The organism is Superficieibacter sp. 1612_C1, from assembly GCF_015234305.1.
Taxonomy (GTDB): Bacteria; Pseudomonadota; Gammaproteobacteria; order Enterobacterales; family Enterobacteriaceae; genus Superficieibacter.
Map to the genome: position 1 here is coordinate 915,451 of NZ_JADGMI010000002.1, position 26,504 is coordinate 941,954.

General features: G+C 50.4%; 26 protein-coding genes, 2 tRNA genes and 2 other RNA genes. 15 read left to right on the forward strand and 15 right to left on the reverse strand.

Going from position 1 to position 26,504, the window contains the following annotated elements:
- Nucleotides 1-31: 31 nt before the first annotated feature.
- The 6 genes from INT84_RS10610 to INT84_RS10635 all read right to left on the reverse strand — a co-directional run bounded on the left by INT84_RS10610 (nucleotide 32) and on the right by INT84_RS10635 (nucleotide 2,108).
- A non-coding RNA gene (locus tag INT84_RS10610) (RtT sRNA) lies at nucleotides 32-164 on the reverse strand.
- Between the two features lie 47 nt (nucleotides 165-211).
- Nucleotides 212-344: non-coding RNA, RtT sRNA (locus INT84_RS10615), on the reverse strand.
- Nucleotides 345-391: 47 nt separating this feature from the next.
- Nucleotides 392-476: transfer RNA gene (locus INT84_RS10620), tRNA-Tyr, on the reverse strand.
- A 34-nt stretch (nucleotides 477-510) separates the two neighbouring features.
- Nucleotides 511-595 (reverse strand) — tRNA-Tyr (locus INT84_RS10625).
- 161 nt (nucleotides 596-756) lie between these two features.
- Nucleotides 757-1,599 (reverse strand): formyltetrahydrofolate deformylase, encoded by an 843-nt coding sequence (gene purU / locus INT84_RS10630; protein WP_176917899.1) that lies wholly within the window; start codon nucleotides 1,597-1,599, stop codon nucleotides 757-759.
- Nucleotides 1,600-1,649: 50 nt separating this feature from the next.
- Nucleotides 1,650-2,108: a YchJ family protein gene (locus INT84_RS10635; protein ID WP_194206754.1), complete on the reverse strand. Its 459-nt coding sequence runs from the start codon at nucleotides 2,106-2,108 to the stop codon at nucleotides 1,650-1,652.
- A 173-nt stretch (nucleotides 2,109-2,281) separates the two neighbouring features.
- Between INT84_RS10635 and INT84_RS10640 the strand changes: the two genes are divergently transcribed.
- The 3 genes from INT84_RS10640 (at nucleotide 2,282) to galU (ending at nucleotide 4,928) form a co-directional block, all read left to right on the forward strand.
- Nucleotides 2,282-2,719 carry a hypothetical protein gene (locus tag INT84_RS10640; protein WP_194206755.1) on the forward strand — a complete coding sequence of 146 codons (438 nt, stop codon included), beginning with the start codon at nucleotides 2,282-2,284 and terminating at the stop codon, nucleotides 2,717-2,719.
- Between the two features lie 96 nt (nucleotides 2,720-2,815).
- A complete protein-coding gene (gene rssB / locus INT84_RS10645) occupies nucleotides 2,816-3,829 on the forward strand; it encodes a two-component system response regulator RssB (RefSeq protein ID WP_194206756.1) in 1,014 nt (337 codons plus the stop codon).
- A 196-nt stretch (nucleotides 3,830-4,025) separates the two neighbouring features.
- Nucleotides 4,026-4,928 (forward strand): UTP--glucose-1-phosphate uridylyltransferase GalU, encoded by a 903-nt coding sequence (gene galU / locus INT84_RS10650; protein ID WP_194206757.1) that lies wholly within the window; start codon nucleotides 4,026-4,028, stop codon nucleotides 4,926-4,928.
- Nucleotides 4,929-5,081: 153 nt separating this feature from the next.
- Here galU and hns read toward each other — a convergent pair whose 3' ends face one another.
- Nucleotides 5,082-5,495 (reverse strand): histone-like nucleoid-structuring protein H-NS, encoded by a 414-nt coding sequence (gene hns / locus INT84_RS10655; RefSeq protein ID WP_176917904.1) that lies wholly within the window; start codon nucleotides 5,493-5,495, stop codon nucleotides 5,082-5,084.
- Nucleotides 5,496-6,054: 559 nt separating this feature from the next.
- Here hns and tdk point away from each other — a divergent pair.
- Nucleotides 6,055-6,678, forward strand: coding sequence for a thymidine kinase (gene tdk, locus INT84_RS10660; RefSeq protein WP_194206758.1), 624 nt, complete (start codon nucleotides 6,055-6,057; stop codon nucleotides 6,676-6,678).
- Between the two features lie 101 nt (nucleotides 6,679-6,779).
- Here the strand turns inward: tdk and adhE are convergent, their stop codons facing one another.
- Nucleotides 6,780-9,458 carry a bifunctional acetaldehyde-CoA/alcohol dehydrogenase gene (gene adhE / locus INT84_RS10665; protein ID WP_176917906.1) on the reverse strand — a complete coding sequence of 893 codons (2,679 nt, stop codon included), beginning with the start codon at nucleotides 9,456-9,458 and terminating at the stop codon, nucleotides 6,780-6,782.
- A 474-nt stretch (nucleotides 9,459-9,932) separates the two neighbouring features.
- Between adhE and INT84_RS10670 the strand changes: the two genes are divergently transcribed.
- The 7 genes from INT84_RS10670 (at nucleotide 9,933) to INT84_RS10700 (ending at nucleotide 17,810) form a co-directional block, all read left to right on the forward strand.
- Nucleotides 9,933-10,580, forward strand: coding sequence for a YchE family NAAT transporter (locus tag INT84_RS10670; protein WP_194206759.1), 648 nt, complete (start codon nucleotides 9,933-9,935; stop codon nucleotides 10,578-10,580).
- A gap of 762 nt (nucleotides 10,581-11,342) precedes the next feature.
- Nucleotides 11,343-12,977, forward strand: a complete 1,635-nt coding sequence (oppA, locus tag INT84_RS10675; RefSeq protein WP_194206760.1) for an oligopeptide ABC transporter substrate-binding protein OppA — start codon at nucleotides 11,343-11,345, stop codon at nucleotides 12,975-12,977.
- 84 nt (nucleotides 12,978-13,061) lie between these two features.
- Nucleotides 13,062-13,982, forward strand: coding sequence for an oligopeptide ABC transporter permease OppB (gene oppB / locus INT84_RS10680; protein ID WP_176917909.1), 921 nt, complete (start codon nucleotides 13,062-13,064; stop codon nucleotides 13,980-13,982).
- A 14-nt stretch (nucleotides 13,983-13,996) separates the two neighbouring features.
- Nucleotides 13,997-14,905, forward strand: coding sequence for an oligopeptide ABC transporter permease OppC (gene oppC / locus INT84_RS10685; RefSeq protein ID WP_176917910.1), 909 nt, complete (start codon nucleotides 13,997-13,999; stop codon nucleotides 14,903-14,905).
- 11 nt (nucleotides 14,906-14,916) lie between these two features.
- Complete coding sequence (locus tag INT84_RS10690) at nucleotides 14,917-15,921, forward strand: ABC transporter ATP-binding protein (RefSeq protein WP_194206761.1); 1,005 nt, start codon at nucleotides 14,917-14,919, stop codon at nucleotides 15,919-15,921.
- Nucleotides 15,918-16,922: a murein tripeptide/oligopeptide ABC transporter ATP-binding protein OppF gene (oppF, locus tag INT84_RS10695; RefSeq protein ID WP_194206762.1), complete on the forward strand. Its 1,005-nt coding sequence runs from the start codon at nucleotides 15,918-15,920 to the stop codon at nucleotides 16,920-16,922. The genes INT84_RS10690 and oppF overlap by 4 nt, the downstream gene beginning before the upstream one ends.
- A gap of 48 nt (nucleotides 16,923-16,970) precedes the next feature.
- On the forward strand, nucleotides 16,971-17,810 hold the full coding sequence (locus tag INT84_RS10700; RefSeq protein WP_194206763.1) for an ion transporter: 840 nt from the start codon (nucleotides 16,971-16,973) through the stop codon (nucleotides 17,808-17,810).
- 25 nt (nucleotides 17,811-17,835) lie between these two features.
- On the opposite strand, the gene INT84_RS10705 is transcribed toward INT84_RS10700, so the two are convergent.
- Both INT84_RS10705 and cls read right to left on the reverse strand, forming a co-directional pair.
- On the reverse strand, nucleotides 17,836-18,165 hold the full coding sequence (locus INT84_RS10705; RefSeq protein ID WP_176917914.1) for an HI1450 family dsDNA-mimic protein: 330 nt from the start codon (nucleotides 18,163-18,165) through the stop codon (nucleotides 17,836-17,838).
- A gap of 34 nt (nucleotides 18,166-18,199) precedes the next feature.
- Nucleotides 18,200-19,660 (reverse strand): cardiolipin synthase, encoded by a 1,461-nt coding sequence (cls, locus tag INT84_RS10710; protein ID WP_176917915.1) that lies wholly within the window; start codon nucleotides 19,658-19,660, stop codon nucleotides 18,200-18,202.
- A 145-nt stretch (nucleotides 19,661-19,805) separates the two neighbouring features.
- On the opposite strand from cls, the gene INT84_RS10715 reads away from it, so the two are divergent.
- Nucleotides 19,806-19,979, forward strand: coding sequence for a YciY family protein (locus INT84_RS10715; protein WP_133159223.1), 174 nt, complete (start codon nucleotides 19,806-19,808; stop codon nucleotides 19,977-19,979).
- Nucleotides 19,980-20,012: 33 nt separating this feature from the next.
- Here the strand turns inward: INT84_RS10715 and INT84_RS10720 are convergent, their stop codons facing one another.
- A complete protein-coding gene (locus INT84_RS10720) occupies nucleotides 20,013-20,309 on the reverse strand; it encodes a YciI family protein (protein ID WP_176917916.1) in 297 nt (98 codons plus the stop codon).
- Nucleotides 20,310-20,530: 221 nt separating this feature from the next.
- Here INT84_RS10720 and tonB point away from each other — a divergent pair, with 221 nt between their 5' ends.
- Nucleotides 20,531-21,247, forward strand: a complete 717-nt coding sequence (gene tonB / locus INT84_RS10725; protein WP_194206856.1) for a TonB system transport protein TonB — start codon at nucleotides 20,531-20,533, stop codon at nucleotides 21,245-21,247.
- Between the two features lie 31 nt (nucleotides 21,248-21,278).
- On the opposite strand, the gene INT84_RS10730 is transcribed toward tonB, so the two are convergent.
- The 3 genes from INT84_RS10730 to pfkB form a co-directional block, all read right to left on the reverse strand.
- Entirely contained in the window at nucleotides 21,279-22,139 is an 861-nt protein-coding gene (locus INT84_RS10730) for a fructosamine kinase family protein (RefSeq protein WP_194206857.1), read from the reverse strand.
- 104 nt (nucleotides 22,140-22,243) lie between these two features.
- The gene (ghoS, locus tag INT84_RS10735; RefSeq protein ID WP_194206764.1) at nucleotides 22,244-22,534 is read right to left on the reverse strand and encodes a type V toxin-antitoxin system endoribonuclease antitoxin GhoS; all 291 of its coding nucleotides are present in this window, start codon (nucleotides 22,532-22,534) and stop codon (nucleotides 22,244-22,246) included.
- An 89-nt stretch (nucleotides 22,535-22,623) separates the two neighbouring features.
- Nucleotides 22,624-23,556, reverse strand: coding sequence for a 6-phosphofructokinase II (gene pfkB, locus INT84_RS10740; RefSeq protein WP_194206765.1), 933 nt, complete (start codon nucleotides 23,554-23,556; stop codon nucleotides 22,624-22,626).
- A gap of 314 nt (nucleotides 23,557-23,870) precedes the next feature.
- Here pfkB and INT84_RS10745 point away from each other — a divergent pair, with 314 nt between their 5' ends.
- Together INT84_RS10745 and INT84_RS10750 are read left to right on the forward strand one after the other, a co-directional pair.
- Complete coding sequence (locus INT84_RS10745; protein WP_194206766.1) at nucleotides 23,871-24,629, forward strand: YdiY family protein; 759 nt, start codon at nucleotides 23,871-23,873, stop codon at nucleotides 24,627-24,629.
- Nucleotides 24,630-25,100: 471 nt separating this feature from the next.
- A complete protein-coding gene (locus tag INT84_RS10750; RefSeq protein WP_194206767.1) occupies nucleotides 25,101-26,294 on the forward strand; it encodes a site-specific integrase in 1,194 nt (397 codons plus the stop codon).
- Here INT84_RS10750 and INT84_RS10755 read toward each other — a convergent pair.
- Nucleotides 26,264-26,500: a hypothetical protein gene (locus tag INT84_RS10755; protein ID WP_228066051.1), complete on the reverse strand. Its 237-nt coding sequence runs from the start codon at nucleotides 26,498-26,500 to the stop codon at nucleotides 26,264-26,266. The genes INT84_RS10750 and INT84_RS10755 overlap by 31 nt on opposite strands.
- Nucleotides 26,501-26,504: the final 4 nt, after the last annotated feature.

Consider the following 26,504-nt stretch of genomic DNA (forward strand, 5'->3'; position numbering starts at 1 on the left):
TATTGGTAAGTGAGGCGTCTTCTGGAAGAGATGGTGGTGGGGGAAGGATTACTCAGCGCTACGCGCTTCGCCCTTCGGGTCGTTGCCTGGCGGCAACGCTTTCTCGCTGACGCTCGAATCGAACCTTAGTCGAAGCTTCTCATCCTTCCCCCGTCCGGGCGGAATATGTGAGACAAGAGGTGTCATTGAATTTAGTGTCTTCTGGAAGAGATGGTGGTGGGGGAAGGATTACTCAGCGCTACGCGCTTCGCCCTTCGGGTCGTTGCCTGGCGGCAACGCTTTCTCGCTGACGCTCGAATCGAACCTTAGTCGAAGCTTCTCATCCTTCCCCCGTCCGGGCGGAATATGTGAGACAAGAGGTGTCATTGAATTTAGTGTCTTCTGGAAGAGATGGTGGTGGGGGAAGGATTCGAACCTTCGAAGTCTGTGACGGCAGATTTACAGTCTGCTCCCTTTGGCCGCTCGGGAACCCCACCAGGGGTAATTCAAATTGTAGGTAGTGCTTAGAAATGGTGGTGGGGGAAGGATTCGAACCTTCGAAGTCGATGACGGCAGATTTACAGTCTGCTCCCTTTGGCCGCTCGGGAACCCCACCACGGGGTAATGCATATTACTCTGGCCTGCTTCCAGTTTGGGAAGCGGGGCGCATCATATCAAATGACGCGCCGCTGTAAAGCATTCCTTTGCTCAACATGAATCGTTTGCGTACTTTTCATCCGTAACGCAGCAATGCTAATCAATTCATTTCATTAACGATTAAAGAATAATCGTCCGATTGCCGTAGACAAATACCCGCTGGGCCAGAACCTGATAAAGCGCGCGGCTTAACACATTTTTCTCCACGTCGCGTCCGGCACGCATCATATCTTCAGCCGTATACGTGTGATCCACATGAATGACGTCCTGCATGATGATGGGGCCTTCATCCAGATTATCATTCACGTAATGCGCGGTGGCACCGATGATCTTCACGCCACGCTCGTACGCCTGATGATAAGGGCGAGCACCAATAAACGCGGGCAGGAAGGAGTGGTGAATATTGATAATTTTGTTCGGGAAGCGGGAGACAAACTCAGGCGTCAGGACGCGCATATATTTTGCCAGGACGACATAATCAGGCTGGTGCGCTTCAATCGCATCGGCCATCAGTTGATCGTGTTCTTCACGGGTATGGCCTTCATGGCTCACCAGCTCAAACGGGATCTCAAAACGTTCAACCAGCGTGCGCAGCGTTTCATGATTGCCAATGACGGCGGCAATTTCCACGTCCAGGCCACCATAGTTGGCTTTCATCAGCAGATCGCCCAGGCAATGCGCCTCTTTGGTGACCAGAATAACAATACGGCGACGACCGGCCGGATTTAATTCACGTATCGATCCTTCCGGTAAGGCGCTGTCGAGGTCGGCAAGCAGGGTGGTGTCGTTGAAGATCCCTTCGAGCTCGGTGCGCATAAAAAAGCGTCCGGTACGGTGATCGACAAATTCGTTGTTCTGCACAATGTTAAGTTCGTGCTTGTAGCAAATATTGGTGATCCGCGCGATTAATCCTTTCTGATCGGGGCAGATAGTGCGCAGTACTTTACGTTGTAGTGAATGCATTGCAGGGAAAATCCTGTTGAATATGTTTGCGTTTGTTGTGCGGGGCCTGACTATTGTCCGCAGCACTTTTTAAATTTTTTACCTGACCCACATGGGCAGGGGTCGTTTCGACCAAACTGCGGACGGGTCCCGTCGATATAATACCACTTTCCGTCTTCCTTTAAGAATCGCGAACGTTCAATGATGACGCCGGGCTTGCCGTTCTCACTGAATTTTGCCACGAAGCTGACAAAGCCTTCGTCCGCAGAGGTACTGTCTTCCGTGGAAAAAACCGTCAGTCCCTGCCATTGGGTATGCGCAAATCCGCTTTCGATCTCCTGGCGAAAAGCGCTCGCCTGGCAGGAAGGGTGCCAGGTATTAATCAGGTAATCGGTATTTTTCATCACAAAGGCGCTGTAACGAGAGCGCATAAGATGTGACGGATCTGGCGCATCCTGCTCGCCGGACACAAATTGTTGGCAACATAGGCTATACTCGACAGCGCTGCCGCAGGGACACAGTTTTAACAAAATTGTCACCTTGGAAAAATTATAACGGCGTCAGTACGCCTGGTAGCGTTATGTTAACTGAGCGATGCCAATGTTGCACGCAAGAAGCTGGGAGATGTTTGCCGGTCACAATGAAAATAATGACGATGGAGATAACGCGTAATTGTGGCGTTATCGGGAGCCGTTCACCGTCCATGACGGTTGGATCTCCGCCAAAATCTGGTAATAGAATTTATATTGGCGCAAATTTTATAGTTTGTTGGCTGATAGAAACCAGTGTTGGCAGTCATCTTATTTCCGCGTTTTTTGCAAGGCTATTTTCTCAGGGTGCAATCGCTTCCTTAACCCACCTTTTTTTCCCGACTGGATATTTTGCACCGCAACGGTATGACGATAATAAGCGCTTTCTGTCGCTACGCCACGCCAGCCGTGGCACACTGAGGGGCAGCGCAGGCTGGTGGCAGAAAGTTGCAGGTAAATGTCAGCTAAAGGTTGATATTTTGTTACAACTTTTCCATCATAATATTTGTTCCGGTGAATCACTTACGCATGTGCCTTTTCGTGCAGCCATGATGTTGTCCGCTGGAGAAAAAATTTTAAATAACAAATCTGTGGTTGTTTGCAATGTTTAAGCGTGCTGTGTTTTTAAGAATACTTCAGCAAATTCTGACAAGCGATAGCGCAGATAGCATGCCAGTATTACGTTATCGCAAGTCAGAGGAGATACCATGACACAGCCACTGGCGGGAAAACATATTCTCATAGTTGAAGACGAGCCCGTTTTCCGTACTTTGCTGGACAGTTGGTTATTGTCACTGGGGGCGAGCACTCTGCTTGCCGAAGATGGTATGGACGCCATTGAGAAAATGACCAACCAGCAGATCGATCTGATGATCTGCGACATCGCGATGCCGCGGATGAACGGGCTCAAGCTGATTGAACATCTGCGCAATGCGGGCAATCCACTGCCTATCCTCGTTATCTCGGCTACCGAAAACATGTCTGACATCGCCCGCGCGCTGCGTATCGGGGTCCAGGATGTCCTGTTAAAGCCGGTCAAAGACTTCAAACGCCTGCGCGAAACGGTTTTTGCCTGCCTCTATCCTGATATGTTTAATTCCCGGGTCGAAGAGGAAGAACGTCTGTTTGAGGACTGGGATGCGCTGGTGAGCGATCCCGCGGCTGCCGCGAAACTACTTCAGGAGCTGCAACCGCCCGTTCAGCAGGTGCTTTCGCATTGCCGCATAAATTATCGCCAGCTGGTCGCCGCCGAGCAACCGGGCCTGGTGCTGGATATCGCTCCGCTTTCGGATGATGACCTTGCGTTCTACTGCCTTGATGTCACGCGAGCAGGGGACAACGGCGTGCTGGCGGCCCTGTTATTACGGGCGTTATTTAACGGGCTACTTCAGGAGCAGCTGTCACAACAACGTCAGCGTTTGCCAGAAATGGGCAGTTTGCTGAAGCAGGTGAATAATTTGTTGCGTCAGGCCAATCTGCCCGGTCAGTTTCCGCTATTTATTGGTTATTACCACAGCGGATTAAAAAATTTAATTCTCGTCTCTGCCGGGCTTAATGGAACATTAAATACCGGCGATCATCAGGTGCAGATCAGTACCGGCGTTCCGCTCGGGACGCTGGGTAATACGTATTTCAATCAAATCAGCCAGCGCAGCGAGGCGTGGCAGTGCCAGATTTGGGGTGCTGGCGGTCGTTTGCGTTTAATGCTGTCTGCGGAATGAACAAATGAATTTTACCCTCGCGATAGGTTTACCTGCCAATCTATCGCGGTGGTACTATGCTTACGTTAATGCGTAAAAATCCTAATTCGAGCTTACCGCGTCTGTTTCAGACCAGGATTGCCTTCCGGTGCTGATATACTTAACGCGTTAATTTATTAATGAGAAGTTCAGATTTCGAACACTTCAGGAGAGTTCAATGGCTGCTTTAAATTCAAAAGTCAAAAAGGCCGTTATCCCGGTTGCGGGATTGGGCACGAGGATGTTGCCAGCAACCAAGGCTATCCCCAAAGAGATGTTACCGCTGGTCGATAAACCGCTCATTCAATATGTGGTGAATGAATGCATCGCGGCGGGTATTACTGAAATCGTACTGGTCACGCACTCCTCCAAAAATTCGATTGAGAACCACTTCGATACCAGCTTTGAACTTGAAGCGATGCTGGAAAAACGTGTAAAACGCCAGCTGCTGGAAGAAGTACAATCTATTTGCCCCCCACACGTTACTATTATGCAGGTCCGTCAGGGTCTGGCTAAAGGGCTGGGTCATGCGGTACTTTGCGCGCAGCCGGTGGTCGGTGACGAGCCAGTCGCCGTTATTCTGCCTGACGTTATTCTTGATGAATTCGAATCCGATCTTTCTCAGGATAACCTGGCTGAAATGATCAAACGTTTCGATGAGACGGGCTGTAGCCAGATTATGGTTGAACCGGTTGAGGACGTTACCGCTTACGGTGTCGTTGACTGTAAAGGTGTCGCGCTCCACGCGGGTGAAAGCGTGCCGATGGTGGGCGTGGTTGAGAAACCTAAAGCCAACGTTGCGCCGTCGAATCTCGCTGTCGTAGGCCGCTATGTGCTTAGCGCTGAGATTTGGGCTTTGCTGGCAAAAACGCCTCCAGGTGCGGGTGATGAAATTCAGCTGACCGACGCGATTGATATGTTGATCGAGAAAGAAACCGTTGAAGCCTATCATATGAAAGGTAAAAGCCACGACTGCGGTAATAAACTGGGTTATATGCAAGCTTTCGTTGAGTATGGTATCCGCCACAACTCACTGGGCGAAGAATTTAAAGCCTGGCTTGAAGAGACCGTATCAAAGTAGTCTTTTAATAGCAGAAAAAACCGGGACGCATGAGCCCGGTTTTTTTATGCCCGCAAAATAGAGCGCCCGGTAAAATGAACACGGCAGGGAGTCATCATTCCTTTATTCAGGCAAAAAAAATCCCGCCGTAGCGGGATTCTGGAAGCAGCGAGATTAATTTTTGATCAAGAAATCGTCCAGCTGTTTACCTTGCTCGTCCATTGCTTTTTTGATTACCGCAGGAGTACGGCCCTGGCCGGTCCAGGTTTTGGTTTCACCGTTTTCATCGGTGTAGCTATATTTAGCCGGACGCGCAGCGCGTTTTGCTTTAGTACCGGTTTTTGCAGCGGTGATGCTGTTCAGCAATTCATTAGGATCGATACCATCAGCAATCAGCATTTCACGATATTGTTGCAGTTTACGCGTACGTTCTTCAACTTCCGCAGCAGCAGCAGTATCTTCTTCACGGCGTTCGTTAACAACTACTTCTAATTTTTCCAGCATCTCTTCCAGTGTCTCAAGGGTGCATTCTCTGGCCTGAGCACGAAGAGTACGGATGTTGTTCAGAATTTTAAGTGCTTCGCTCATTGTAGTAATCTCAAACTTATATTGTGGGGTGGTTTGTTAAGCTAATAATAGAGCGATAACCGGAGTTGTGCAATAGGGAGAAATGTAAGGAACTCAAAATTGTCTATTATTTTTCACGATTGTAATTCCTGTTAACTTAAATTTTGTGCGTTATCACGCTTTCGCTATTCATATAGCGACCGATAAAGAACATCGTTAACCCCTGATGACATATGATTTTTTTGGACTGTTTCACAACAAATTATAGTCTCAACGGATAAATACGATACCTGAGTATTAGCAAATCGATACATTTGCGAGCAGAAAAGTGAAATAGCCTGTAGCGTTTTCGCGGGCAAAATCAATGAAAGGGCAGGGTTGTTAGAAGAATGTAATGACGAAGAAGCCAGTCAGGCATTAATGGGCAATTGCATCATGATGGTGCTTGCCGTCACTATATCCACGACATTGCACCATCTGGTGCCGGCGTTTTCTGTTTAACACCGTCACATAGTACAGGCAAAAAATATGCTACACTCGCGGCCGCTATTATTACACTTTGATTGGGGTTATGCGGCCAATGGCACAACTATATTTCTACTATTCAGCAATGAATGCGGGGAAATCGACTGCGTTGTTGCAGTCATCATACAATTACCAGGAACGTGGTATGCGGGCGGTAGTATATACCGCAGAAATTGATAACCGCTTTGGTTCAGGTAAGGTGAGTTCGAGAATTGGCCTGTCGTCGCCCGCTAAGCTGTTTAACCAGAATACCTCACTACTGGCTGAAATCAGCGCGGAACATGCGCAGGAAAGCATCCACTGCGTTCTGGTTGATGAATGTCAGTTCCTTACGCGTCAGCAGGTTCTTGAGCTTTCTGAGGTTGTGGACGGCCTCGATATTCCGGTACTGTGTTATGGACTCAGAACGGATTTTCGTGGTGAGCTGTTTGTCGGGAGCCAGTATCTTCTGGCGTGGGCAGATAAACTGGTTGAGCTAAAAACTATTTGCTTCTGCGGGCGTAAAGCCAGCATGGTGTTACGCCTCGATCAGGCCGGGCGGCCTTATAACGAGGGCGAACAGGTGGTGATTGGCGGCAATGAGCGTTATATCTCGGTGTGTCGTAAACATTATAAAGAAGCGCTCCATACAGGCTCTCTGAGCGCGATACAGGAACGCCATCGTCATTCTGCACGCTAACCCCTTTGCGCCTGTAGCAACCCGTTACAGGTGCTCTTTTTTAGCCATAAAAAAAGCCCCATCAGTGATGAGGCTTTTTGTTACACGTTTTTGCTAATGACTTAAGCGGTTTTTTTCGCTTTTTTATCAGCTTTCACTGCTGGAGCGACAACCGCGTTCTCAGCAGGCGTCCCTTCGGTGTATTCACGTCCGTAGTAAGTATCAAGCAGGATCTGTTTCAGCTCAGCGATCAGCGGGTAGCGCGGGTTAGCACCGGTACACTGGTCATCGAATGCATCTTCAGACAGCTTATCAACGTGAGCCAGGAAGTCTGCTTCCTGAACACCAGCTTCGCGGATAGATTTAGGAATACCCAGGTCAGCTTTGATCTCTTCCAGCCATGCCAGCAGTTTGGCAATCTTGGCAGCAGTACGGTCGCCCGGTGCGCTCAGACCCAGATGGTCAGCGATTTCGGCATAACGACGGCGTGCCTGCGGACGGTCGTACTGGCTGAATGCAGTCTGCTTAGTCGGGTTATCATTCGCGTTATAGCGAATAACGTTGCTGATCAGCAGGGCGTTGGCCAGACCGTGCGGAATATGGAACTGCGAACCCAGTTTGTGCGCCATTGAGTGACACACACCGAGGAAGGCGTTGGCAAACGCGATACCGGCGATAGTGGCAGCACTGTGAACACGTTCACGGGCAATCGGGTTTTTAGAACCTTCGTGATAAGACGCCGGCAGGTTTTCTTTCAGCAGTTTCAGCGCTTGCAGAGACTGACCGTCAGAGAACTCAGACGCCAGTACAGAAACGTAAGCTTCCAGGGCGTGAGTCACCGCATCCAGACCACCGAATGCACACAGTGATTTCGGCATTTCCATAACGAGGTTAGCATCAACAACCGCCATATCCGGAGTCAGCGCATAGTCTGCCAGCGGGTATTTCTGGCCGGTCGCATCGTCGGTCACAACGGCAAACGGAGTCACTTCAGAACCGGTACCGGAAGTGGTGGTGATAGCAACCATTTTAGCTTTCACGCCCATTTTCGGGAACTTGTAGATACGTTTACGGATGTCCATAAAGCGCAGCGCCAGTTCTTCGAAGTGAGTTTCCGGATGCTCGTACATAACCCACATGATTTTCGCGGCGTCCATCGGGGAACCACCACCCAGCGCGATGATCACATCTGGTTTGTAGGAGTTCGCCAGTTCTGCGCCTTTGCGTACGATAGTCAGGGTCGGGTCAGCTTCAACTTCGAAGAAGACTTCAGTTTCAACACCTGCCGCTTTCAGTACGGAAGTGATCTGATCGGCATAACCGTTGTTGAACAGGAAGCGGTCAGTCACGATCAGTGCGCGTTTGTGACCATCAGTAATCAATTCGTCCAGCGCGATTGGCAGAGAGCCACGGCGGAAGTAGATGGATTTCGGAAGTTTATGCCACAACATGTTTTCAGCTCGCTTAGCAACGGTTTTCTTGTTGATCAGGTGTTTCGGACCAACGTTTTCAGAGATGGAGTTACCACCCCATGAACCACAACCCAGAGTCAGGGAAGGCGCGAGTTTAAAGTTATACAGGTCACCGATACCACCCTGAGAAGCAGGGGTGTTAATCAGAATACGTGCGGTTTTCATTTCAGCGCCAAACTTCTGAACGCGTTCAGGTTGGTTATCCTGATCGGTGTAGAGGCAAGACGTGTGGCCGATACCGCCCATGGCAACCAGTTTTTCTGCTTTAACAACAGCATCGTCGAAATCTTTTGCACGATACATTGCCAGCGTCGGAGACAGTTTTTCGTGAGCAAACGGCTCGCTTTCGTCAACAACGGTAACTTCACCAACCAGAATTTTGGTGTTAACCGGAACGCTAAAGCCTGCCAGTTCAGCAATTTTGTATGCTGCCTGACCAACGATGCCAGCATTCAGCGCACCGTTTTTCAGGATCACGTTCTGTACGGCTTTCAGTTCGCTGCCCTGAAGCATGTAAGCACCGTGGCTGGCGAAACGTTCGCGTACCGCATCATAAACAGAGTCAACAACGATAACAGACTGTTCAGACGCACAGATAACGCCGTTATCAAAGGTTTTGGACATCAGGATTGAAGCAACGGCACGTTTGATATCAGCAGTTTCGTCAATCACAACCGGTGTGTTACCCGCACCTACGCCGATAGCCGGTTTACCGGAGCTATACGCCGCTTTAACCATGCCCGGACCACCGGTCGCGAGGATCAGGTTGATGTCAGGGTGATGCATCAAGGCGTTAGAGAGTTCAACAGACGGTTGGTCAATCCAGCCAATCAGATCTTTCGGCGCACCAGCAGCAATAGCAGCTTGCAGAACGATGTCAGCAGCCTTGTTGGTAGCATCTTTAGCACGCGGGTGTGGAGAGAAGATGATAGCGTTACGGGTCTTCAGGCTGATCAGCGATTTAAAGATAGCGGTAGAGGTTGGGTTGGTCGTCGGAACGATACCGCAGATAATGCCAATAGGTTCAGCGATGGTGATAGTACCAAAAGTGTCATCTTCAGACAGGACACCACAGGTTTTTTCATCTTTATAGGCGTTGTAGATATACTCAGAAGCAAAGTGGTTTTTAATCACTTTATCTTCAACGATACCCATGCCAGATTCGGCAACGGCCATTTTAGCGAGAGGGATACGAGCATCAGCGGCGGCCAGAGCGGCGGCGCGGAAGATCTTATCGACTTGTTCTTGAGTGAAACTGGCATATTCACGCTGGGCTTTTTTTACACGCTCTACGAGTGCGTTAAGTTCAGCGACATTAGTAACAGCCATAATGGTCTCCTGATAATGTTAAACTTTTTTAGTAAATCACTGGCCTAATTGGTCAGTATAGACAGACCCGGCACGGCTTGCGTAAGCGCTTACAAAACAAAGGCTTTCTTACACTTGATTTACTGATTTACTAAAACAGCTTCACTTGACGCACCACCTGGCATGTTGTTTTGCTCCCTGGCGGTGTCAGTAAGGTTACTCACTTCTGAGTATGAAATACGTGATCTACATCAAGTTTACGCAAAGCTGACACCTTTCAGCAGGCTGTTTTAGAGGCTATGTATCAAGTGTTAAATATTTACAGCAAGAAGCTCATCAACATTATCATAATCAACACAAATATATAACACGGTGGAATATCAGGGTTTTTCGACAGATTTGTGGTGAACTGTTCTGACAAAAAGCGTATCTTCGGCGCGGAATTATAATAACGTGTCGTCAACTACCACTTTTGATGAAGGTGCGGAGCCAGCCGTGAGCCAATCGCTGTTCGATTTCCCGACTTATTTTAAGTTTTTTATTGGTCTTTTCGCCCTGGTTAACCCGATAGGGATCATGCCCGTCTTTATAAGCATGACCAGTTACCAGACGGCGGTGGCGCGTAATAAAACCAACCTGACCGCCAACCTCTCCGTCGCCATTATTCTCTGGACGTCACTTTTTCTTGGCGACAGCATCCTTCAGCTATTTGGTATCTCTATAGATTCTTTCCGCATCGCCGGCGGGATCCTGGTGGTGACCATCGCCATGTCGATGATCAGCGGGAAACTGGGCGAAGATAAACAGAACAAACAGGAAAAATCAGAAACCGCTATCCGCGAAAGTGTCGGCGTGGTTCCTCTGGCATTGCCATTAATGGCGGGGCCGGGGGCGATCAGTTCGACTATTGTCTGGGGTACTCGCTACCATAATCTGATGCATCTGCTTGGTTTCTCAGTGGCAATTGCACTCTTTGCGTTCTGCTGCTGGAGCGTTTTCCGTATGGCTCCGTGGCTGGTCAGGCTGCTGGGGCAGACGGGCATCAACGTCATCACGCGTATTATGGGGCTGCTGCTAATGGCGCTGGGCATTGAGTTTATTGTCACCGGTATAAAAAGCATCTTCCCCGGTCTTGTTCACTAACGTCCTCTTTTGCGCAAACGACGTTACCGTCGTTTGCGCCATTATTAGCAAAGCGTATATATAAAGCCGGATTTGTACGTATTCATAATAAAATCCATTATCAGACAACTTCATTACATATCAATATCTTAAAAATACAGCACGCTGCATGTTGCCTGATTTATCAGCGGGCAGGCTGTTATTTTTCTCACATCACACTCTGGGGCTTGCTCCCGGATAATTGAAATGATATTAGTTAATTCAACGTTCTCGCAGACAAATGTGCTAAATAGTAAGCAAATGTTAATTTTTTGCAAAATGCTGCCTCATGACACCATGACGTTACGTTTCTGTGATTGCAACGGCGCTATTTTATTGAAAAAGAATGCTTTTTCAGCTATTTCGTCCATTTTTTAGCCGCTTTTTGAGCGAGATGGGATAGCATAAAAGAGAATTAGTTAACAAATTTGCAAATTATATTGGCGGCACACGAAGGCATTTGATACTTTCCGGCCAGCTAATTGGTAGCAGAACTTGCGTAGATGAGAATTATTTTCAAATAGCTTGTCTTACGCCGTAAATGAATATGTCTCGACAGGGGAGACATATAAAGGAATCGACATAAGGTTGCCGTCAGAGCCAACCGTAATAAATAAGTCGGTGATAGCAGCAAGAAAAGCAGCCCGGCAGTCGCCAAAAGCTCCTGCATTGACCGGGAACCCTAACGGGAACTGAAGAAGCTGGCCCTGGGCCAGTAATTATAATTATTGGAGTCATAACACAATGTCCATCATCACGAAGAAAAGTCTGGTTGCGGCAGGCGTTTTAGCAGCGCTTATCGCAGGAAATGTTGCTTTTGCGGCAGATGTCCCGGCAGGCGTTACGCTTGCTGAAAAGCAAACGATGATCCGTAATAACGGCGCTGAGCCGCAGTCGCTGGATCCGAATAAGATTGAAGGGGTTCCTGAAGCAAACGTGAGCCGCGATCTGTTTGAAGGTCTGCTGGTAACCTCCTCTGTTGACGGTCACCCTATCCCGGGCGTGGCCGAAAGTTGGGATAATAAAGATTTTAAAGTCTGGACCTTCCACTTACGTAAAGACGCCAAATGGTCTAACGGCGAGCCCGTTACCGCTCAGGATTTTGTCTACAGCTGGCAGCGTCTGGTCGATCCTAATACCGCATCTCCGTACGCCAGTTATCCGCAGTACGGCCATATCCTCAACGTTGATGAAATCGTTGAAGGTAAGAAAAAGCCGTCTGAGCTGGGTGTGAAAGCAATTGATGCCAATACGCTGGAAGTGACCCTCAGCGAGCCGGTGCCGTATTTTTACAAGCTGCTGGTTAACCCGGCCATGTCGCCGGTTAATAAAACCGCCATTGATAAATTTGGTGAGAAGTGGACCCAGCCTGCAAACATTGTTTCTAACGGCGCATACAAACTTAAAGATTGGGTCGTTAACGAACGTATTGTGATGGAGCGTAATACTAACTACTGGAATAACGCGAAAACCGCCATCGACCAGGTCACCTATCTGCCTATCTCTTCAGAAGTCACCGATGTTAACCGCTATCGCAGCGGCGAAATCGATATGACCTATAATAACCTGCCGATCGAGCTCTTTCAGAAGCTGAAGAAAGAGATCCCGAATGAAGTGCACGTTGACCCGTATCTGTGTACCTATTATTACGAAATCAATAACCAGAAAGCACCGTTTACCGATGCACGGGTACGTACTGCGCTGAAGCTGGGCCTGGATCGCGATATCATCACTAATAAAGTGAAAGCACAGGGCGATTTGCCAGCCTACGGTTATACTCCGCCGTATACCGATGGAGCCAAACTGACCAAGCCGGAGTGGTTTAGCTGGACTCAGGCTAAACGTAACGAAGAAGCCAAAAAACTGTTGGCAGAAGCGGGCTACACGGCGGATAAGCCGCTGACCTTTAACCTGCTGTACAACACCTCCGATCTGCACAAAAAACTGGCCATTGCTGCCGCCTCTATCTGGAAGAAAAATCTGGGTGTGAACGTCAAACTGGTTAACCAGGAGTGGAAAACATTCCTCGATACCCGCCATCAGGGAACCTATGACGTTGCGCGTGCGGGGTGGTGTGCGGACTATAACGAACCTACATCCTTCCTGAATACCATGCTCTCCGGTAGTTCTATGAACACCGCCCATTATAAGAGCCCGGCGTTTGACAGCATTATGGCCGAGGCCGTTAAAGCGACTGACGAAGCAAAACGTACTGAGCTGTACGACAAAGCCGAGCAGCAACTGGGTAAAGATAGCGCCATTGTTCCGGTCTATTACTACGTGAATGCTCGCCTGGTTAAACCCTGGGTCGGCGGCTATTCCGGTAAAGATCCGATGGACGATCTCTACACTAAAGATATGTACATTATTAAGCACTAATGGCAATAAGCGGGGCAGCGTGTGTCTGCCCCGCAGTGTCTTATTTCATCGCACTACAAAGGCACACGCCAGAAGGTATGGGCAATGTTGAAATTTATTCTCCGTCGCTGTCTGGAAGCGATTCCGACGCTATTTATTCTTATTACTATTTCGTTCTTTATGATGCGCCTCGCGCCGGGAAGTCCTTTCACCGGGGAACGTACGCTGCCGCCAGAAGTGATGGCGAATATTGAAGCGAAATATCACCTGAACGATCCTATCTCCACGCAATACTTCAATTATCTGAAGCAGCTCGCGCACGGTGATTTCGGACCGTCGTTTAAGTACAAAGATTATTCGGTTAACGATCTGGTTGCCGCCAGCTTTCCGGTTTCCGCGAAGCTGGGTGCGGCGGCGTTTTTCCTTGCAGTGATCCTCGGTGTTTCCGCCGGCGTTATTGCCGCACTGAAGCAAAATACGAGATGGGATTATTCAGTCATGGGGGTAGCGATGACCGGGGTAGTTATCCCGAGCTTTGTCGTCGCGCCGTTACTGGTGATGATATTTGCCATTACCCTTAAATGGTTACCCGGTGGCGGCTGGAACGGTGGGGCGCTCATTTATATGATCCTGCCGATGGTTGCGTTATCGCTGGCCTATATTGCCAGCATTGCGCGTATCACCCGTGGCTCCATGATTGAAGTGCTGCATTCCAACTTTATCCGCACCGCGAAAGCCAAAGGATTACCGATGCGGCGTATTATTATCCGTCATGCATTAAAACCCGCGCTGTTACCGGTATTGTCATATATGGGTCCGGCGTTTGTCGGCATCATTACTGGCTCAATGGTCATTGAAACCATTTATGGTCTGCCGGGCATCGGCCAGTTGTTCGTTAACGGCGCGTTGAACCGCGATTATTCGCTGGTCTTGAGTCTGACGATCCTGGTGGGGGCGCTGACTATTTTGTTTAACGCGGTGGTCGACGTGCTGTATGCCGTTATCGACCCGAAAATTCGTTACTGACGCTGGAGTTCGCCATGATGTTAACTAAGAAAAACAGCGAGGCGCTGGAAAACTTCAGTGAAAAACTCGACATTGAAGGGCGCAGTTTGTGGCAGGATGCCCGGCGACGCTTTGTTCATAACCGTGCGGCTGTTGCCAGCCTGATTATGCTGATTATTATCGCGTTGTTTGTCATTTTAGCCCCCATGTTGTCGCAGTTTACCTATTTTGATACTGACTGGGAGATGATGTCAGCGGCACCGGATATGGCGTCAGGGCACTATTTTGGCACCGACTCCTCGGGACGCGATCTGCTGGTGCGTGTCGCAATTGGCGGGCGCATTTCGCTGATGGTCGGCATCGCGGCCGCGTTGGTGGCGGTCATAGTCGGTACGCTTTACGGTTCGCTCTCCGGCTATCTCGGCGGCAAAATTGACTCGGTAATGATGCGTATGCTGGAGATCCTTAACTCCTTTCCGTTCATGTTCTTTGTCATTCTGCTGGTGACCTTCTTTGGGCAAAACATTCTGCTGATTTTTGTCGCCATCGGTATGGTTTCCTGGCTGGATATGGCGCGTATTGTGCGCGGCCAGACGCTCAGCCTGAAAAGGAAAGAGTTTATCGAAGCGGCGCAGGTCGGTGGCGTTTCCACGGCGAATATCGTGGTGCGGCATATTGTGCCCAACGTGCTGGGCGTGGTGGTGGTTTACGCTTCGCTGCTGGTGCCAAGCATGATCCTGTTTGAATCCTTCCTGAGCTTCCTGGGTCTTGGAACGCAAGAGCCGTTAAGTAGTTGGGGTGCGCTGTTGAGCGACGGGGCAAACTCGATGGAAGTTTCTCCGTGGCTGTTACTCTTTCCGGCAGGTTTTCTGGTTGTGACCCTGTTTTGTTTTAACTTTATCGGCGATGGCCTGCGTGATGCCCTCGACCCGAAAGATCGTTAAGGAGCGCTGCCATGAGTATTATTGCCACTTCTCCGGTGGAACAGAAATCTGGCCTGCTGCTGGATGTAAAAGACCTGCGCGTCACCTTTAAAACGCCAGATGGCGATGTAACTGCGGTCAACGATCTTAATTTTAGCCTGCGGGCCGGCGAAACGCTGGGGATCGTGGGTGAGTCCGGCTCGGGCAAATCCCAAACGGCGTTCGCGTTAATGGGGCTTCTGGCTTCGAATGGCCGCATTGATGGCTCCGCGCTGTTTAACGGTAAGCAGATCCTGAATCTTCCTGAAGGACAACTCAACACCCTGCGCGCAAAGCAGATCTCAATGATTTTCCAGGACCCGATGACCTCTCTTAACCCCTATATGCGGGTGGACGAGCAGCTGATGGAAGTGCTGATGCTGCACAAAGGCATGGGCAAAGCCGAGGCGTTTGAAGAGTCGGTGAAAATGCTGGACGCGGTAAAAATGCCGGAAGCGCGCAAGCGTATGCGCATGTATCCGCACGAATTTTCCGGCGGCATGCGCCAGCGCGTGATGATTGCGATGGCGCTGCTGTGTAGACCAAAGCTGCTTATTGCGGATGAGCCGACCACGGCACTGGACGTCACCGTTCAGGCACAGATCATGACCCTGCTGAATGAACTGAAGCGCGAGTTCAATACCGCGATTATTATGATCACCCACGATCTTGGGGTTGTTGCCGGTATTTGCGATAAGGTGCTGGTGATGTACGCCGGGCGCACGATGGAATATGGTCACGCCCGTGACGTCTTCTATCAGCCCGCCCATCCGTACTCCATTGGCCTTCTGAATGCCGTTCCGCGTCTTGATGCCGAAGGCGAGTCCTTGCTGACCATACCTGGCAATCCGCCAAACCTGCTGCGTCTGCCGAAAGGTTGCCCGTTCCAGCCGCGCTGTCCGCACGCGATGGAGATCTGCAATAGCACGCCACCGCTGGTGGAATTTGCGCCCGGTCGCCTGCGTGCCTGCTTTAAGCCGGTGGAGGAACTGGTATGAATGCCGTAACAGAAAACAGAAATGTGCTGCTCGAAATTGCCGATTTGAAGGTGCATTTCGACATTAAAGATGGCAAGCAGTGGTTCTGGCAGCCAGCCAAAACCCTGAAGGCGGTCGACGGCGTGACGCTGCGCCTTTACGAAGGTGAAACGCTGGGCGTGGTGGGCGAATCGGGCTGCGGTAAGTCCACCTTTGCGCGCGCTATCATCGGTCTGGTTAAAGCCACCGATGGTAAAGTAGCCTGGCTGGGGAAAGATTTACTGGGCATGAAGCCGGACGAGTGGCGGGCGGTACGTAGCGACATCCAGATGATTTTCCAGGATCCGCTGGCCTCACTGAATCCGCGTATGACCATCGGCGAAATTATTGCCGAACCGCTACGCACCTATCATCCGAAAATGCCGCGCCAGGAAGTCCGCGATCGGGTGAAAACCATGATGATGAAAGTGGGGTTATTGCCTAACCTCATCAACCGTTATCCGCATGAATTTTCCGGCGGACAATGCCAGCGTATCGGTATTGCGCGTGCGTTAATTCTTGAGCCGAAACTGATCATCTGTGACGAGCCCGTTTCGGCACTGGATGTGTCGATTCAGGCGCAGGTTGTCAACCTGCTTCAGCAGTTACAGCGTGAGATGGGGCTGTCGCTGATTTTCATTGCGCACGATCTGGCGGTGGTCAAACACATTTCCGATCGCGTGCTGGTGATGTATCTCGGCCATGCTGTAGAGCTGGGTACGTACGACGAGGTGTATCACAACCCGCTGCATCCTTACACCAAAGCGCTGATGTCGGCAGTGCCGGTGCCCGACCCGGATCTGGAAAAGAACAAAACTATCCAGCTGCTTGAGGGCGAGTTACCTTCACCGATTAATCCGCCCTCTGGCTGCGTTTTCCGCACCCGCTGTCCTATTGCCGGGCCGGAGTGTGCCAAAACGCGCCCCGTGCTGGAAGGAAGCTTCCGCCACGCGGTGTCTTGTCTGAAGGTCGACCCGTTATAATAAAAAAGGGCCGACGCTGGTCGGCCCTTCTTTTAATGAGGTTGCTGCGTGGCTACTATTCGCACAATTCGCCAGCGAATTTATCATTCGTTATTCGATCAGCATAGTCGTTCAGGACGTCGCTTCGAAGCGCTGTGCGGTTTTCTGGCGCTGCTTAGCGTCATCACCATTTTCTTTGAATCCGGGATCGGCACCACCTTTCGTTTATCCCTGAATGAGTGGCATTTTTTCCTCTGGCTGGAAGCCGGATTTACCATTATTTTTACCCTGGAATACTGCCTGAGAGTCGTTAGCTGGCCGACGCCGGCGAAATATGTTTTTGGCTTCTGGGGCATCATCGATCTGGTCACTATATTGCCGCTCTTCGTTATTCTACTGTGGCCGGAGATTGGTATTGAGTATGTATTTGCCTGGCGAGCGTTGCGCGTTATTCGCGTACTGCGGATCCTGAAATTATTGCGACTGATGCCTGCGCTGAATGGACTATGGGCCGCGGTAGTGAACTCCCGCCAACAGCTCATCTTATTCTACTCTTTTATCGCTATCGTGATGATCATCGCCGGAGCGTTAATGTACGGCATAGAAGGGCCGGTGAACGGTTTTACCACGCTCAGCACGTCTGTTTATTGGGCTATCGTTACCGTCACCACAGTCGGCTATGGCGATATTACGCCGCATACACCAGCGGGCAGGATCGTGGCGTCGATACTTATCCTGATTGGCTATTCCGTGATTGCGATCCCAACTGGCATTATTACCTCACAGATGACCAGTGAAATACAAAAACGTCGTCTTGCAAGGATATGTCCGCATTGCCAGCAGCATGGTCATGAGATGTCAGCAAAATATTGTAAGGCGTGTGGGCATTCGCTGGCAGAAGAGAAGTGAAAAGGGCAGCCATGCTGCCCTGAAATTATTCACGCCACAGAATATGGCACAGCTTGTGGTCTTTTTCCCGGCACAACAGCACGCGCGCAAAAACATCGTTAAGCTCGCCGCCGTCGGTGTCAGCAAGGCCAATCACTACTTCGGCAAAGAAATCTGGGTTTAGATCAAAGTCCACATGCTCCTGCCAGTCTTCAGAAGGATCGAACAGCTCCGCACCGCCGCGCTCTTCAAACTGTAGATTGAACAGGATGATATCGGCTGGATCGAGGTTATCCGCCGCCAGCTCAAGAAAAATATCGTATGCCTGCTCAAGCGTTTCGTCTTCGGTCAGACGGTTATTGAGATCCATATCCATAATAAGTACCTGTTAGCTATCTATTGCGCTCGTTTTACAGCAACGGACTGAAGAAGTAAAACAGTCGCTCAGTGATCCTCTGCCACAGAGGACGTTTTACCCACAGTCGAATGTCCAGTAACCGCGAGCGAGAAATATAATCATCCTGAACGGCGGCTAAATCACCGCCAAAACCTGCGTCATCAATGACCAGCGTAATCTCAAAGTTTAGCCACAGGCTACGCATATCCAGGTTTACCGTACCCACCAGGCTGAGTTCACCATCGACGAGCACGCTTTTGGTGTGCAGCAGGCCGCCTTCAAACTGATAAATTTTAACGCCCGCTGCCAGTAGCTCGGTAAAGAAGGCCCGGCTGGCCCAGCCGACCAGCAGTGAGTCATTTTTTCGCGGTAAAATGATGCTGACATCAACACCGCGCTGGGCAGCGGTACAGATAGCATGCAGCAGGTCGTCGCTGGGAACAAAATAGGGCGTACTCATAATTAAATATTCGCGGGCAGCATAGGCTGCCGTGAGTAGCGCCTGATGAATAAGATCTTCCGGGAAGCCTGGCCCCGAGGCAATGGTATGGATCGTGTGTCCGCTCGCTTCTTCAAACGGCATGATATTGTTATCAGGCGTAGGCGGTAAAATGCGCTTACCCGTCTCAATTTCCCAGTCACACGAATAAACAATCCCCATTGCCGTGGCGACCGGGCCTTCCATACGCGCCATCAGATCGACCCACTGACCCACACCGGCATCCTGCTTAAAAAAGCGGGGATCGACCATATTCATACTGCCGGTATAGGCAATATAGTTGTCGATCATGATCATTTTGCGGTGCTGGCGCAGGTCCATACGGCGCAGAAATACGCGCATTAAATTAACTTTTAGCGCCTCGACCACTTCGACACCGGCATTGCGCATCATATTCGCCCACGGGCTGCGAAAGAAGGCGACGCTGCCCGCAGAATCCAGCATCAGGCGGCAGTGTACCCCGCGCCGTGCGGCGGCCATCAGCGATTCAGCAACCTGATCGGCCATCCCGCCTGGTTGCCAGATATAAAACACCATTTCTATATTATGCCGCGCCAGTTGAATGTCGCGAATAAGCGCCTGCATAACGTCATCGGAGGTCGTCAACAGCTGTAGCTGATTGCCTTTCACCCCGGCAATGCCCTGGCGGCGTTCACATAGTTTGAACAGCGATGAGGCAACGGCGCTATTTTCCTGGGCGAAAATATGCTTGCAGGCTTTGAGATCGTTAAGCCATTTAGCGGTGGAAGGCCACATTGCCCGGGCGCGTTCAGCGCGGCGCTTGCCAAGATGCAGTTCGCCTACGGAAAGGTAAGCGATAATACCGACCAGCGGCAGGATATAGATAATTAACAGCCATGCCATCGCGGAAGGAACTGCACGGCGCTTCATCAGGATGCGTAAGGTTATACTCGCGATGAGCAACCAGTATCCAAGGATTAGCAGCCAGCTCACGACCGTGTAGAAGGTTGTCATAAGTAAAAAAATCCTTTTGATTGCGTATTGTTATGAGTGTACGCGGACAGAAACGTCTGGCAAATAAAAAGCGGAGATGAAAAGCGCTGTTCTGGGCGCTGCAAGGGTTTATAATGCACGTTCTTCCTTTATAAGAGCGGTAAAAATGAAGCGTAGTAGAACGGAAGTGGGGCGCTGGCGCATGCTGAGACAGGCAAGCCGCCGCAAATCACGTTGGCTTGAAGGACAGTCTCGTCGCAATATGCGTATTCACTCCATCAGGAAGTGTCTGCTTAATCAGCACCGCAATATTCTGCTGTTTGCGATCTACGACCTTTAAGTAAAAAGGGCACCGATAGAGGTGCCCATTATCCTAGAATATTTTCTTGTACGGTTTTATCGTCACATTCTGATAAACACCTGCCGCGACATACGGATCGGCATCAGCCCATTCCCTTGCCGCTTCACTTGATTCAAATTCCGCAATCACGGTAGAGCCGGTAAAACCTGCCGCGCCAGGATCGTTGCTGTCGACAGCGGGCATCGGGCCTGCCGTCAAAAGCCGTCCTTCATCATGTAATAACTGCAAGCGGGCCAGATGCGCAGGGCGCACTGACAGGCGTTTTTCCAGAGAACCAACGACATCTTCAGCATAAATAACGTACAGCACGGTAAGAACTCCTTATCTACAGTTTGCTGAAATACGGTAAGTGAAAGTGGGGCAGACTGCAATCATCCTCCTTTGTGAAGATGAAAAACCCGGTAAAAACAGGGGCGAATGGTGCCAATTTTGGCAAAAAGCGATCGAAGAGAGAATGCCTTATTGAATATGATTGCTATTTGCATTTAAAATTACCCCATCATTTTTCAACAGAAACGATTATGACTTCAATGGCACTTGATTTACCACGCCGCTTTCCGTGGCCTACATTGCTTGCTTTGGCTATCCACGGCGCTGTAATAGCAGGCTTGCTTTACTCCTCGGTAAATCAGGTTATTGAATTACCCGCGCCCTCTCAGCCGATTTCCATCACGCTGGTCGCGCCGCCAGAGCCTGAACCTGTCGTTCAGCCTCCGGCACCGGAGCCAGTGGTCGAACCCGAGCCGGAGCCAGAACCTGTTCCTGAGCCGCCGAAAGAAGCGCCGGTGGTGATCGAGAAGCCAAAGCCTAAACCTAAGCCGAAACCAAAACCAAAACCGGTGAAAAAGGTGGAGCAACCTAAACGCGACGTGAAACCCGCTGAACCGCGTCCGGCGTCACCGTTTGAGAACACCGCGCCTTCGCGTCCGGTGAACAATAATACGCCGCCCGCGGCAAAACCCGCCGTCACGACGCCAACCGGGCCGCGTGCTTTAGCGCGTAATCAGCCCTCTTATCCGGCCCGTGCGCTGGCGCTACGGGTTGAAGGTAAGGTACGGGTAAAATTCGACGTCACCGCCGATGGTCGGGTGGATAACGTACAGATCCTCTCCGCGCAACCTGCGAACATGTTTGAGCGGGAAGTGAAAACGGCGATGCGTAAATGGCGTTATGAATCAGGTAAGCCTGGCAGTGGGCTTATCATGAATATTGAATTCCGCATCAACGGCGGCGTTCAGATCAATTAACAAACCCAACCAGGCCTCCCAACCGGGAGGCTCAGGATCCCAGCACCCGCTCCAGCGCTTTTTGCGCCGTCACAAGATGTTGCCCACCAAATAGAATCGCACGATTAAGTAACGTATAGAGCTGATAAATGGGTTGGCGCTCAAGGAAGCCTGACGGCAGAGGAGAGATGGACTGATACCCGTCATAAATCTGTGGCGGTTGATCGGGATGCAGCGGCAGCATGGCCAGATCGCACTCCCGGTCTCCCCAGTAACAGGCGGGATCGTAAATATATGGACCCTCCGGCCCTAACGCGCAGTTCGCCGACCATAAATCACCGTGCAATAACGAGGGCTGGAGCTGATGACCGCTCAGTCGCTGCTGGATCTGCGCAACAATGGCGTCAATGTTGCCAAACTCAAGTCCTTTTTCAGCGGCCAGCTCCAGTTGCCAGCCTATTCGCTGCTCGGCGAAAAAGGTTGACCAGCGACGTTGCCAGGCATTGGGTTGCGGAGTAGTGGAAAGGTCGTTGTCGAAATCAAGCCCAAACTGCGGCTGATCGCTCCACTGATGCAGGTGCGCCAGTTGCTGCCCTAACTGAAAAGCGCTATGCGCGTCCAGCGGACGGGCGGGCAGATAATCCATTATCAGAAAGGCATAGTCCCGCTCGTGACCGACGGCCCATACATGAGGAACGGTGACGGTTTTACTGCGCGACAAGAGTTCCAGCTGATCGGCTTCTGCGGTAAAGCAGGGCAACAACTCGCGTTCATCGCATTTGACGAAAAAATCGCGCCCGGCATAACGGATATGCCATGCGGCATGAATTTCACCCCCAGGCAGTTCATTACGCTGTTCGATCTCACCCTCGCCAAGTTGCTCACTTAACAGTCGACTGATAGCCTGCCACATGTTCATTCTCCCATGTTTATTGCCATATCATAACGTTAGCGCACAAATGCTTTGAAAAAACCGAACTCACGCACAATTGAAAAGACTACCGGCGGCAATGGCACTTATTGCTTATCCGTCAACCACCTTTCAAACGTCGTAACCTCGACTTCAGGTGTGACGCCCAGCGCGCTTTCAGCGAGGCCGGCCGTCAGCGCACGGACCTCTTGCTCACTTTGCGGCGTGATGAGACCAAACGTGTTGGTTCCCAGTTCATGCACTTTTCCTTCGTCATCACTCAGCGTGAGCGTGAAGCCTGCGCGGGTAAGTGCGTTATTTAGTTCATTAATTTGGGTTAGCGTTTCTTCATGAAACTTCACCGTCACGACATAGCGTTTTATATCACCTTCGCTCATGATCCACCTCGTTAGTTAGCGGAAATTTTTTTAGCATAGCCGATGGTTGCCGTTTGGCGACCTGTACATAATTAACAGGGGCGTCAGGATCACACCCGGCGCAGGTAATCATAAATTTTCTGCGTATTTTCGCGCGAGCACAGCCGCGTGCCCTGGTTAATGGTTGCGGCACTACCGGCGGCAACGCCGTAGCTGACCATTTCTTCCAGTGACGCGTTTTCGGCCATTTTTAAGGTCATTGCGCCGACCATACTGTCGCCTGCGCCAACGGTGCTCTGGCTTTTGACCGGTGGCGGAACAATTTGTACGCAGTTGTCACGATCCACCGCCAGCGCGCCCTGTGGCCCCAGAGAAACGACGACGCGTAATGCTTTTCCGCTGTGGACTATTTCCTGGGCAGCTCTGCGGACATCGTCAGGCTGAGTGAGTTCACGCTGAACCAGTGTGCTTAATTCTTTCTGGTTAGGTTTCACCAGTTCAATGTTGCCTACCTCCAGCGCGGCGGCAAGGGCCTCTCCGGAACTGTCGATAATGCAACGAATGCGATGGTGTTGTGCGGATTTTACCAGTTGTATCAGCCGATCAATTTGCACGCCCGGCGGCAGGCTGCCGCTGATGACCAGCAGTGAACCGGCTTCAATCTCCAGCACTCGCTCTTCAAGCTGGCGGAATTCATCGTCCGTCAGCGATGCGCCCGGCATCACAAAGCGATACTGCTCACCGCTGGACTCAACGTGAACGTGCAGATTTTGTCGGGTCCAGTCTTTTGACTCGACGGTTTGTACCGGCACGTGCTCATCAGCCAGCAAATTGACCAGATGCTCGCCCGTCGCGCCGCCCGCCGGAAAAATGGCGGTGGCAATGCCGCCGAGAAAGGTGATCGCTCTGGCGACGTTAATCCCGCCGCCCCCTGGCTCGAAGACCGGCGCGCTACAACGTAATTTCCCTTCAGGATAAAGCTGCGGCGTCAGGGTTGCGCTGTCCAGTGATGGAGCGAAAGTGAGGGTATAGATTTTAACCATAATTGTGCCTCCTTTTCAGTCTTCTGGAGTGAAGTCCAGGAACGGATTTCACTAAGCCTGGCACCGAAACGCCAGGAACGGTAGGGCAACAGCATGATTTTACAAATAAATACGCGTTTTTGTGGAGGTAATTAACCAATGAATTGCTGCCGTTTTGGGATCGTTCTTATTCAAAAAATCCTGCAAGATTTCATTGCTATGTTAAATGAGCCTTTTTATAATTTGTTACCTTTCTCTGGATTGTTAACATTGATCCCCACGAAAGTTTCCAGGACCGTGATGGTCTCTTTTTTTGTTGTACGGACTTATTATAAATGAAGCTCTTAAAGACAGTTCCCGCCGCTGTGCTGCTGGCGGGAGGCGTGTTTGCGTCAATGTACGCAACGGCCGACGATACCGTTTTTACTGTCATGGACGATCCCTCCACTGCGAAAAAACCGTTTGAAGGTAATGTCAACGCGGGTTATCTGTCTCAGTCAGGGAATACCAAAAGTTCCTCGCTTACTGCCGACTCAACCCTGACCTGGTATGGTAATACAACCGCCTGGTCTTTATGGGGAAACGCCAGTAACACTTCATCCAACGATGAGCGCTCTTCTGAGAAGTATGCTGTCGGTGGACGTACCCGTTATAACCTGTCAGACGTAAACTATCTCTTCGGGCAGGGCAGCTGGTTAACCGACCGTTACAATGGTTATCAGGAGCGCGATATTGTGACGGCAGGTTATGGTCGCCAGTTCTTAAACGGTCCGGTACACAGCCTGCGTTTTGAATTTGGTCCAGGCGTTCGTTACGATGAATACACTGACGGTGGCAATGAAACGCAACCGTTGGGCTACGCGTCCGGCACCTATGCATGGCAGCTGACGGATAACGCCAAATTTACCCAGGGTGTTTCCGTGTTTGGTGCGGAAGATACCACCGTCAACTCTGAAAGCGCGCTCAATGTCGCCATTAACGAGCATTTCGGTCTTAAGGTTGCCTACAACCTGACCTGGAACTCCAACCCGCCTGACTCTGCGCCCGAGCACACCGATCGCCGCACGAGGCTCTCGCTGGGCTACAAAATGTAATATCATCGGGCCGAATAACGTCGGCCCGATCATCTGATGTTGTTCCTCCCGGACGTCCTGACACCGCTTTTTCATTTTTCTTTTATCTCTGCACACGCACGCTCTGCGATCAAAAAAGCCAATTGAACCAATATGAAACACAGTGGTGCACACACTCTTTTTTTAATGTTATTATTCCCCGACGGTGCGAAAAATAACGAGCACCGGGTTTTCAAATTGCGTCCCAATTTAGCAATTGTTGGTTAGATGGCGTCGCAATTTACTGTTCATAAACGATTATTCTCTTTGTATGTGATCTTTCGTGTAAGCCGCGCCCACAGTTTCATCTGGTATCACCTCGTTTCACAATCTCCTCTCTAAGCCCCGTACTCTTTGACTTAACGCCTCTGTGATGTTTCAATTTGTTCCTTGTCGTGCAAGTTTGTGCCACGAGTTTTTTGTACACAGCAATGTACATCTGAAGGAATAAAAATGCTCACTGATGCCAGGCTGAGAAAGCTCAAAGGTAAACCGGTTGAAAAGCGTTACGAACTCTCCGATGCGAACGGACTTTCCGTACGAATTACACCTGCAGGCATGATCGTCTTCCAGTTTCGCTACCAGTTCAATGGTAAGCCCCGTCGCATGACATTGGGCCAGTATGATGAGGTATCTCTCAAAGAGGCGCGTGAGGCGGTTGTCAGTGCGAAGAAAATTCTTGGTACAGGCAAAGACCCAATAATTGCCAGAGAAATGCAGCTCGATAAGCAACGTTCCTCCCCGACGGTTGAAGCCTGCATAAAGTCGTGGCTTGAAAGTGCGCCCGCCAGGCGTCTGGTGAAACATGATCATTGGGAGCGGGCGTTAAACCGGCATGTCGTTAGCCAGGTTGGTTCAATGATTGTTGAAGATATGGAGGTTAAACACTGGGAGCCTGTTTTTGCCCGAATGCGAGAAAATGGAGCAGAAACTTTTGCAGGCGAAATCTTGTCTCGTATGAAAACCATATTTTCATACTGCATCCGTACCGGGATGATCCGCTTCAACCCTGTTTCTGAACTGCGCGTGGTGGATGTAGGTAAGCGCGTCAGAACAGGAAAGCGAGTATTTAACGATAAAGAAATTGGAGCTTTCTGGTCGGCTGTTGAGTCTTCGACAATAACGGAGCAAAACAAACTGCTGCTAAAGTTACTACTCCTCACCGCCTGTCGTGGTGTAGAGATGCGGCTTGCCAGAAAGAAGGAGTTCGATCTTGATGAAAAAATCTGGTATGTGCCTGAATCAAGCTCTAAAACCCGAGAGCCATTTGAGCGGGGACTGTCTAACGAAGCCGTTCAGTTACTAAAAAAGGCATTTGCTCTTTATCCTGATTTCCAGCAGGTTTTTCCCCCAGCAGCAAAAAAAGAAGACCGGCCAATGGCGGCGGGGGTGTTGCTTAACCTGGCCGCACAGCTTCGTGATGATCTGGATATTCCTCATTGGTCTATCCATGATCTTCGTCGTACTGCAAAAACAAAGATGAGCGAATTAGGCATCCTGCCCCACATCTCCGAGAAAGTGCTGGGCCATAAACTCGCTGGAGTGCTCGCGGTTTATGACCAGCATGCTTACATCAAGGAACAGCAGGAGGCCGCAGAGCGGCTTGCTAACCATATTCAATCCTGCGTAGGTTCTGTCAGCCCCTGATCCTCAAAAAAACGCATCACATCGCAATAACGGTACTGCTCGCCACCCTTGCCAGGATTAGTTCCCGGCGCTGGTTTGGGAAATGGCGTACCGTTTTTCTCCCATGCCTGCCGTTTACGCCAGAACGTTGTGCGTGAAATGCCGCCGAGCATCGCCTGTACATTTTCACGATTAATCAATACTGGTTTTAAGTGAATATTCATCATAGTT

Coding starts and splice junctions, on each gene's coding strand:
- pfkB (WP_194206765.1), bottom strand. CDS start 23,556: ATGGTTAAAATCTATACCCTCACTTTCGCTCCATCACTGGACAGCGCA.
- INT84_RS10755 (WP_228066051.1), bottom strand. CDS start 26,500: ATGATGAATATTCACTTAAAACCAGTATTGATTAATCGTGAAAATGTA.
- INT84_RS10705 (WP_176917914.1), bottom strand. CDS start 18,165: ATGGATATGGATCTCAATAACCGTCTGACCGAAGACGAAACGCTTGAG.
- oppA (WP_194206760.1), top strand. CDS start 11,343: ATGTCCATCATCACGAAGAAAAGTCTGGTTGCGGCAGGCGTTTTAGCA.
- INT84_RS10715 (WP_133159223.1), top strand. CDS start 19,806: ATGAAGCGTAGTAGAACGGAAGTGGGGCGCTGGCGCATGCTGAGACAG.
- INT84_RS10750 (WP_194206767.1), top strand. CDS start 25,101: ATGCTCACTGATGCCAGGCTGAGAAAGCTCAAAGGTAAACCGGTTGAA.
- INT84_RS10640 (WP_194206755.1), top strand. CDS start 2,282: ATGACGGTTGGATCTCCGCCAAAATCTGGTAATAGAATTTATATTGGC.
- INT84_RS10690 (WP_194206761.1), top strand. CDS start 14,917: ATGAGTATTATTGCCACTTCTCCGGTGGAACAGAAATCTGGCCTGCTG.
- INT84_RS10730 (WP_194206857.1), bottom strand. CDS start 22,139: ATGTGGCAGGCTATCAGTCGACTGTTAAGTGAGCAACTTGGCGAGGGT.
- rssB (WP_194206756.1), top strand. CDS start 2,816: ATGACACAGCCACTGGCGGGAAAACATATTCTCATAGTTGAAGACGAG.
- oppB (WP_176917909.1), top strand. CDS start 13,062: ATGTTGAAATTTATTCTCCGTCGCTGTCTGGAAGCGATTCCGACGCTA.
- ghoS (WP_194206764.1), bottom strand. CDS start 22,534: ATGAGCGAAGGTGATATAAAACGCTATGTCGTGACGGTGAAGTTTCAT.
- galU (WP_194206757.1), top strand. CDS start 4,026: ATGGCTGCTTTAAATTCAAAAGTCAAAAAGGCCGTTATCCCGGTTGCG.
- oppC (WP_176917910.1), top strand. CDS start 13,997: ATGATGTTAACTAAGAAAAACAGCGAGGCGCTGGAAAACTTCAGTGAA.
- INT84_RS10745 (WP_194206766.1), top strand. CDS start 23,871: ATGAAGCTCTTAAAGACAGTTCCCGCCGCTGTGCTGCTGGCGGGAGGC.
- hns (WP_176917904.1), bottom strand. CDS start 5,495: ATGAGCGAAGCACTTAAAATTCTGAACAACATCCGTACTCTTCGTGCT.
- oppF (WP_194206762.1), top strand. CDS start 15,918: ATGAATGCCGTAACAGAAAACAGAAATGTGCTGCTCGAAATTGCCGAT.
- tdk (WP_194206758.1), top strand. CDS start 6,055: ATGGCACAACTATATTTCTACTATTCAGCAATGAATGCGGGGAAATCG.
- tonB (WP_194206856.1), top strand. CDS start 20,531: ATGGCACTTGATTTACCACGCCGCTTTCCGTGGCCTACATTGCTTGCT.
- adhE (WP_176917906.1), bottom strand. CDS start 9,458: ATGGCTGTTACTAATGTCGCTGAACTTAACGCACTCGTAGAGCGTGTA.
- purU (WP_176917899.1), bottom strand. CDS start 1,599: ATGCATTCACTACAACGTAAAGTACTGCGCACTATCTGCCCCGATCAG.
- cls (WP_176917915.1), bottom strand. CDS start 19,660: ATGACAACCTTCTACACGGTCGTGAGCTGGCTGCTAATCCTTGGATAC.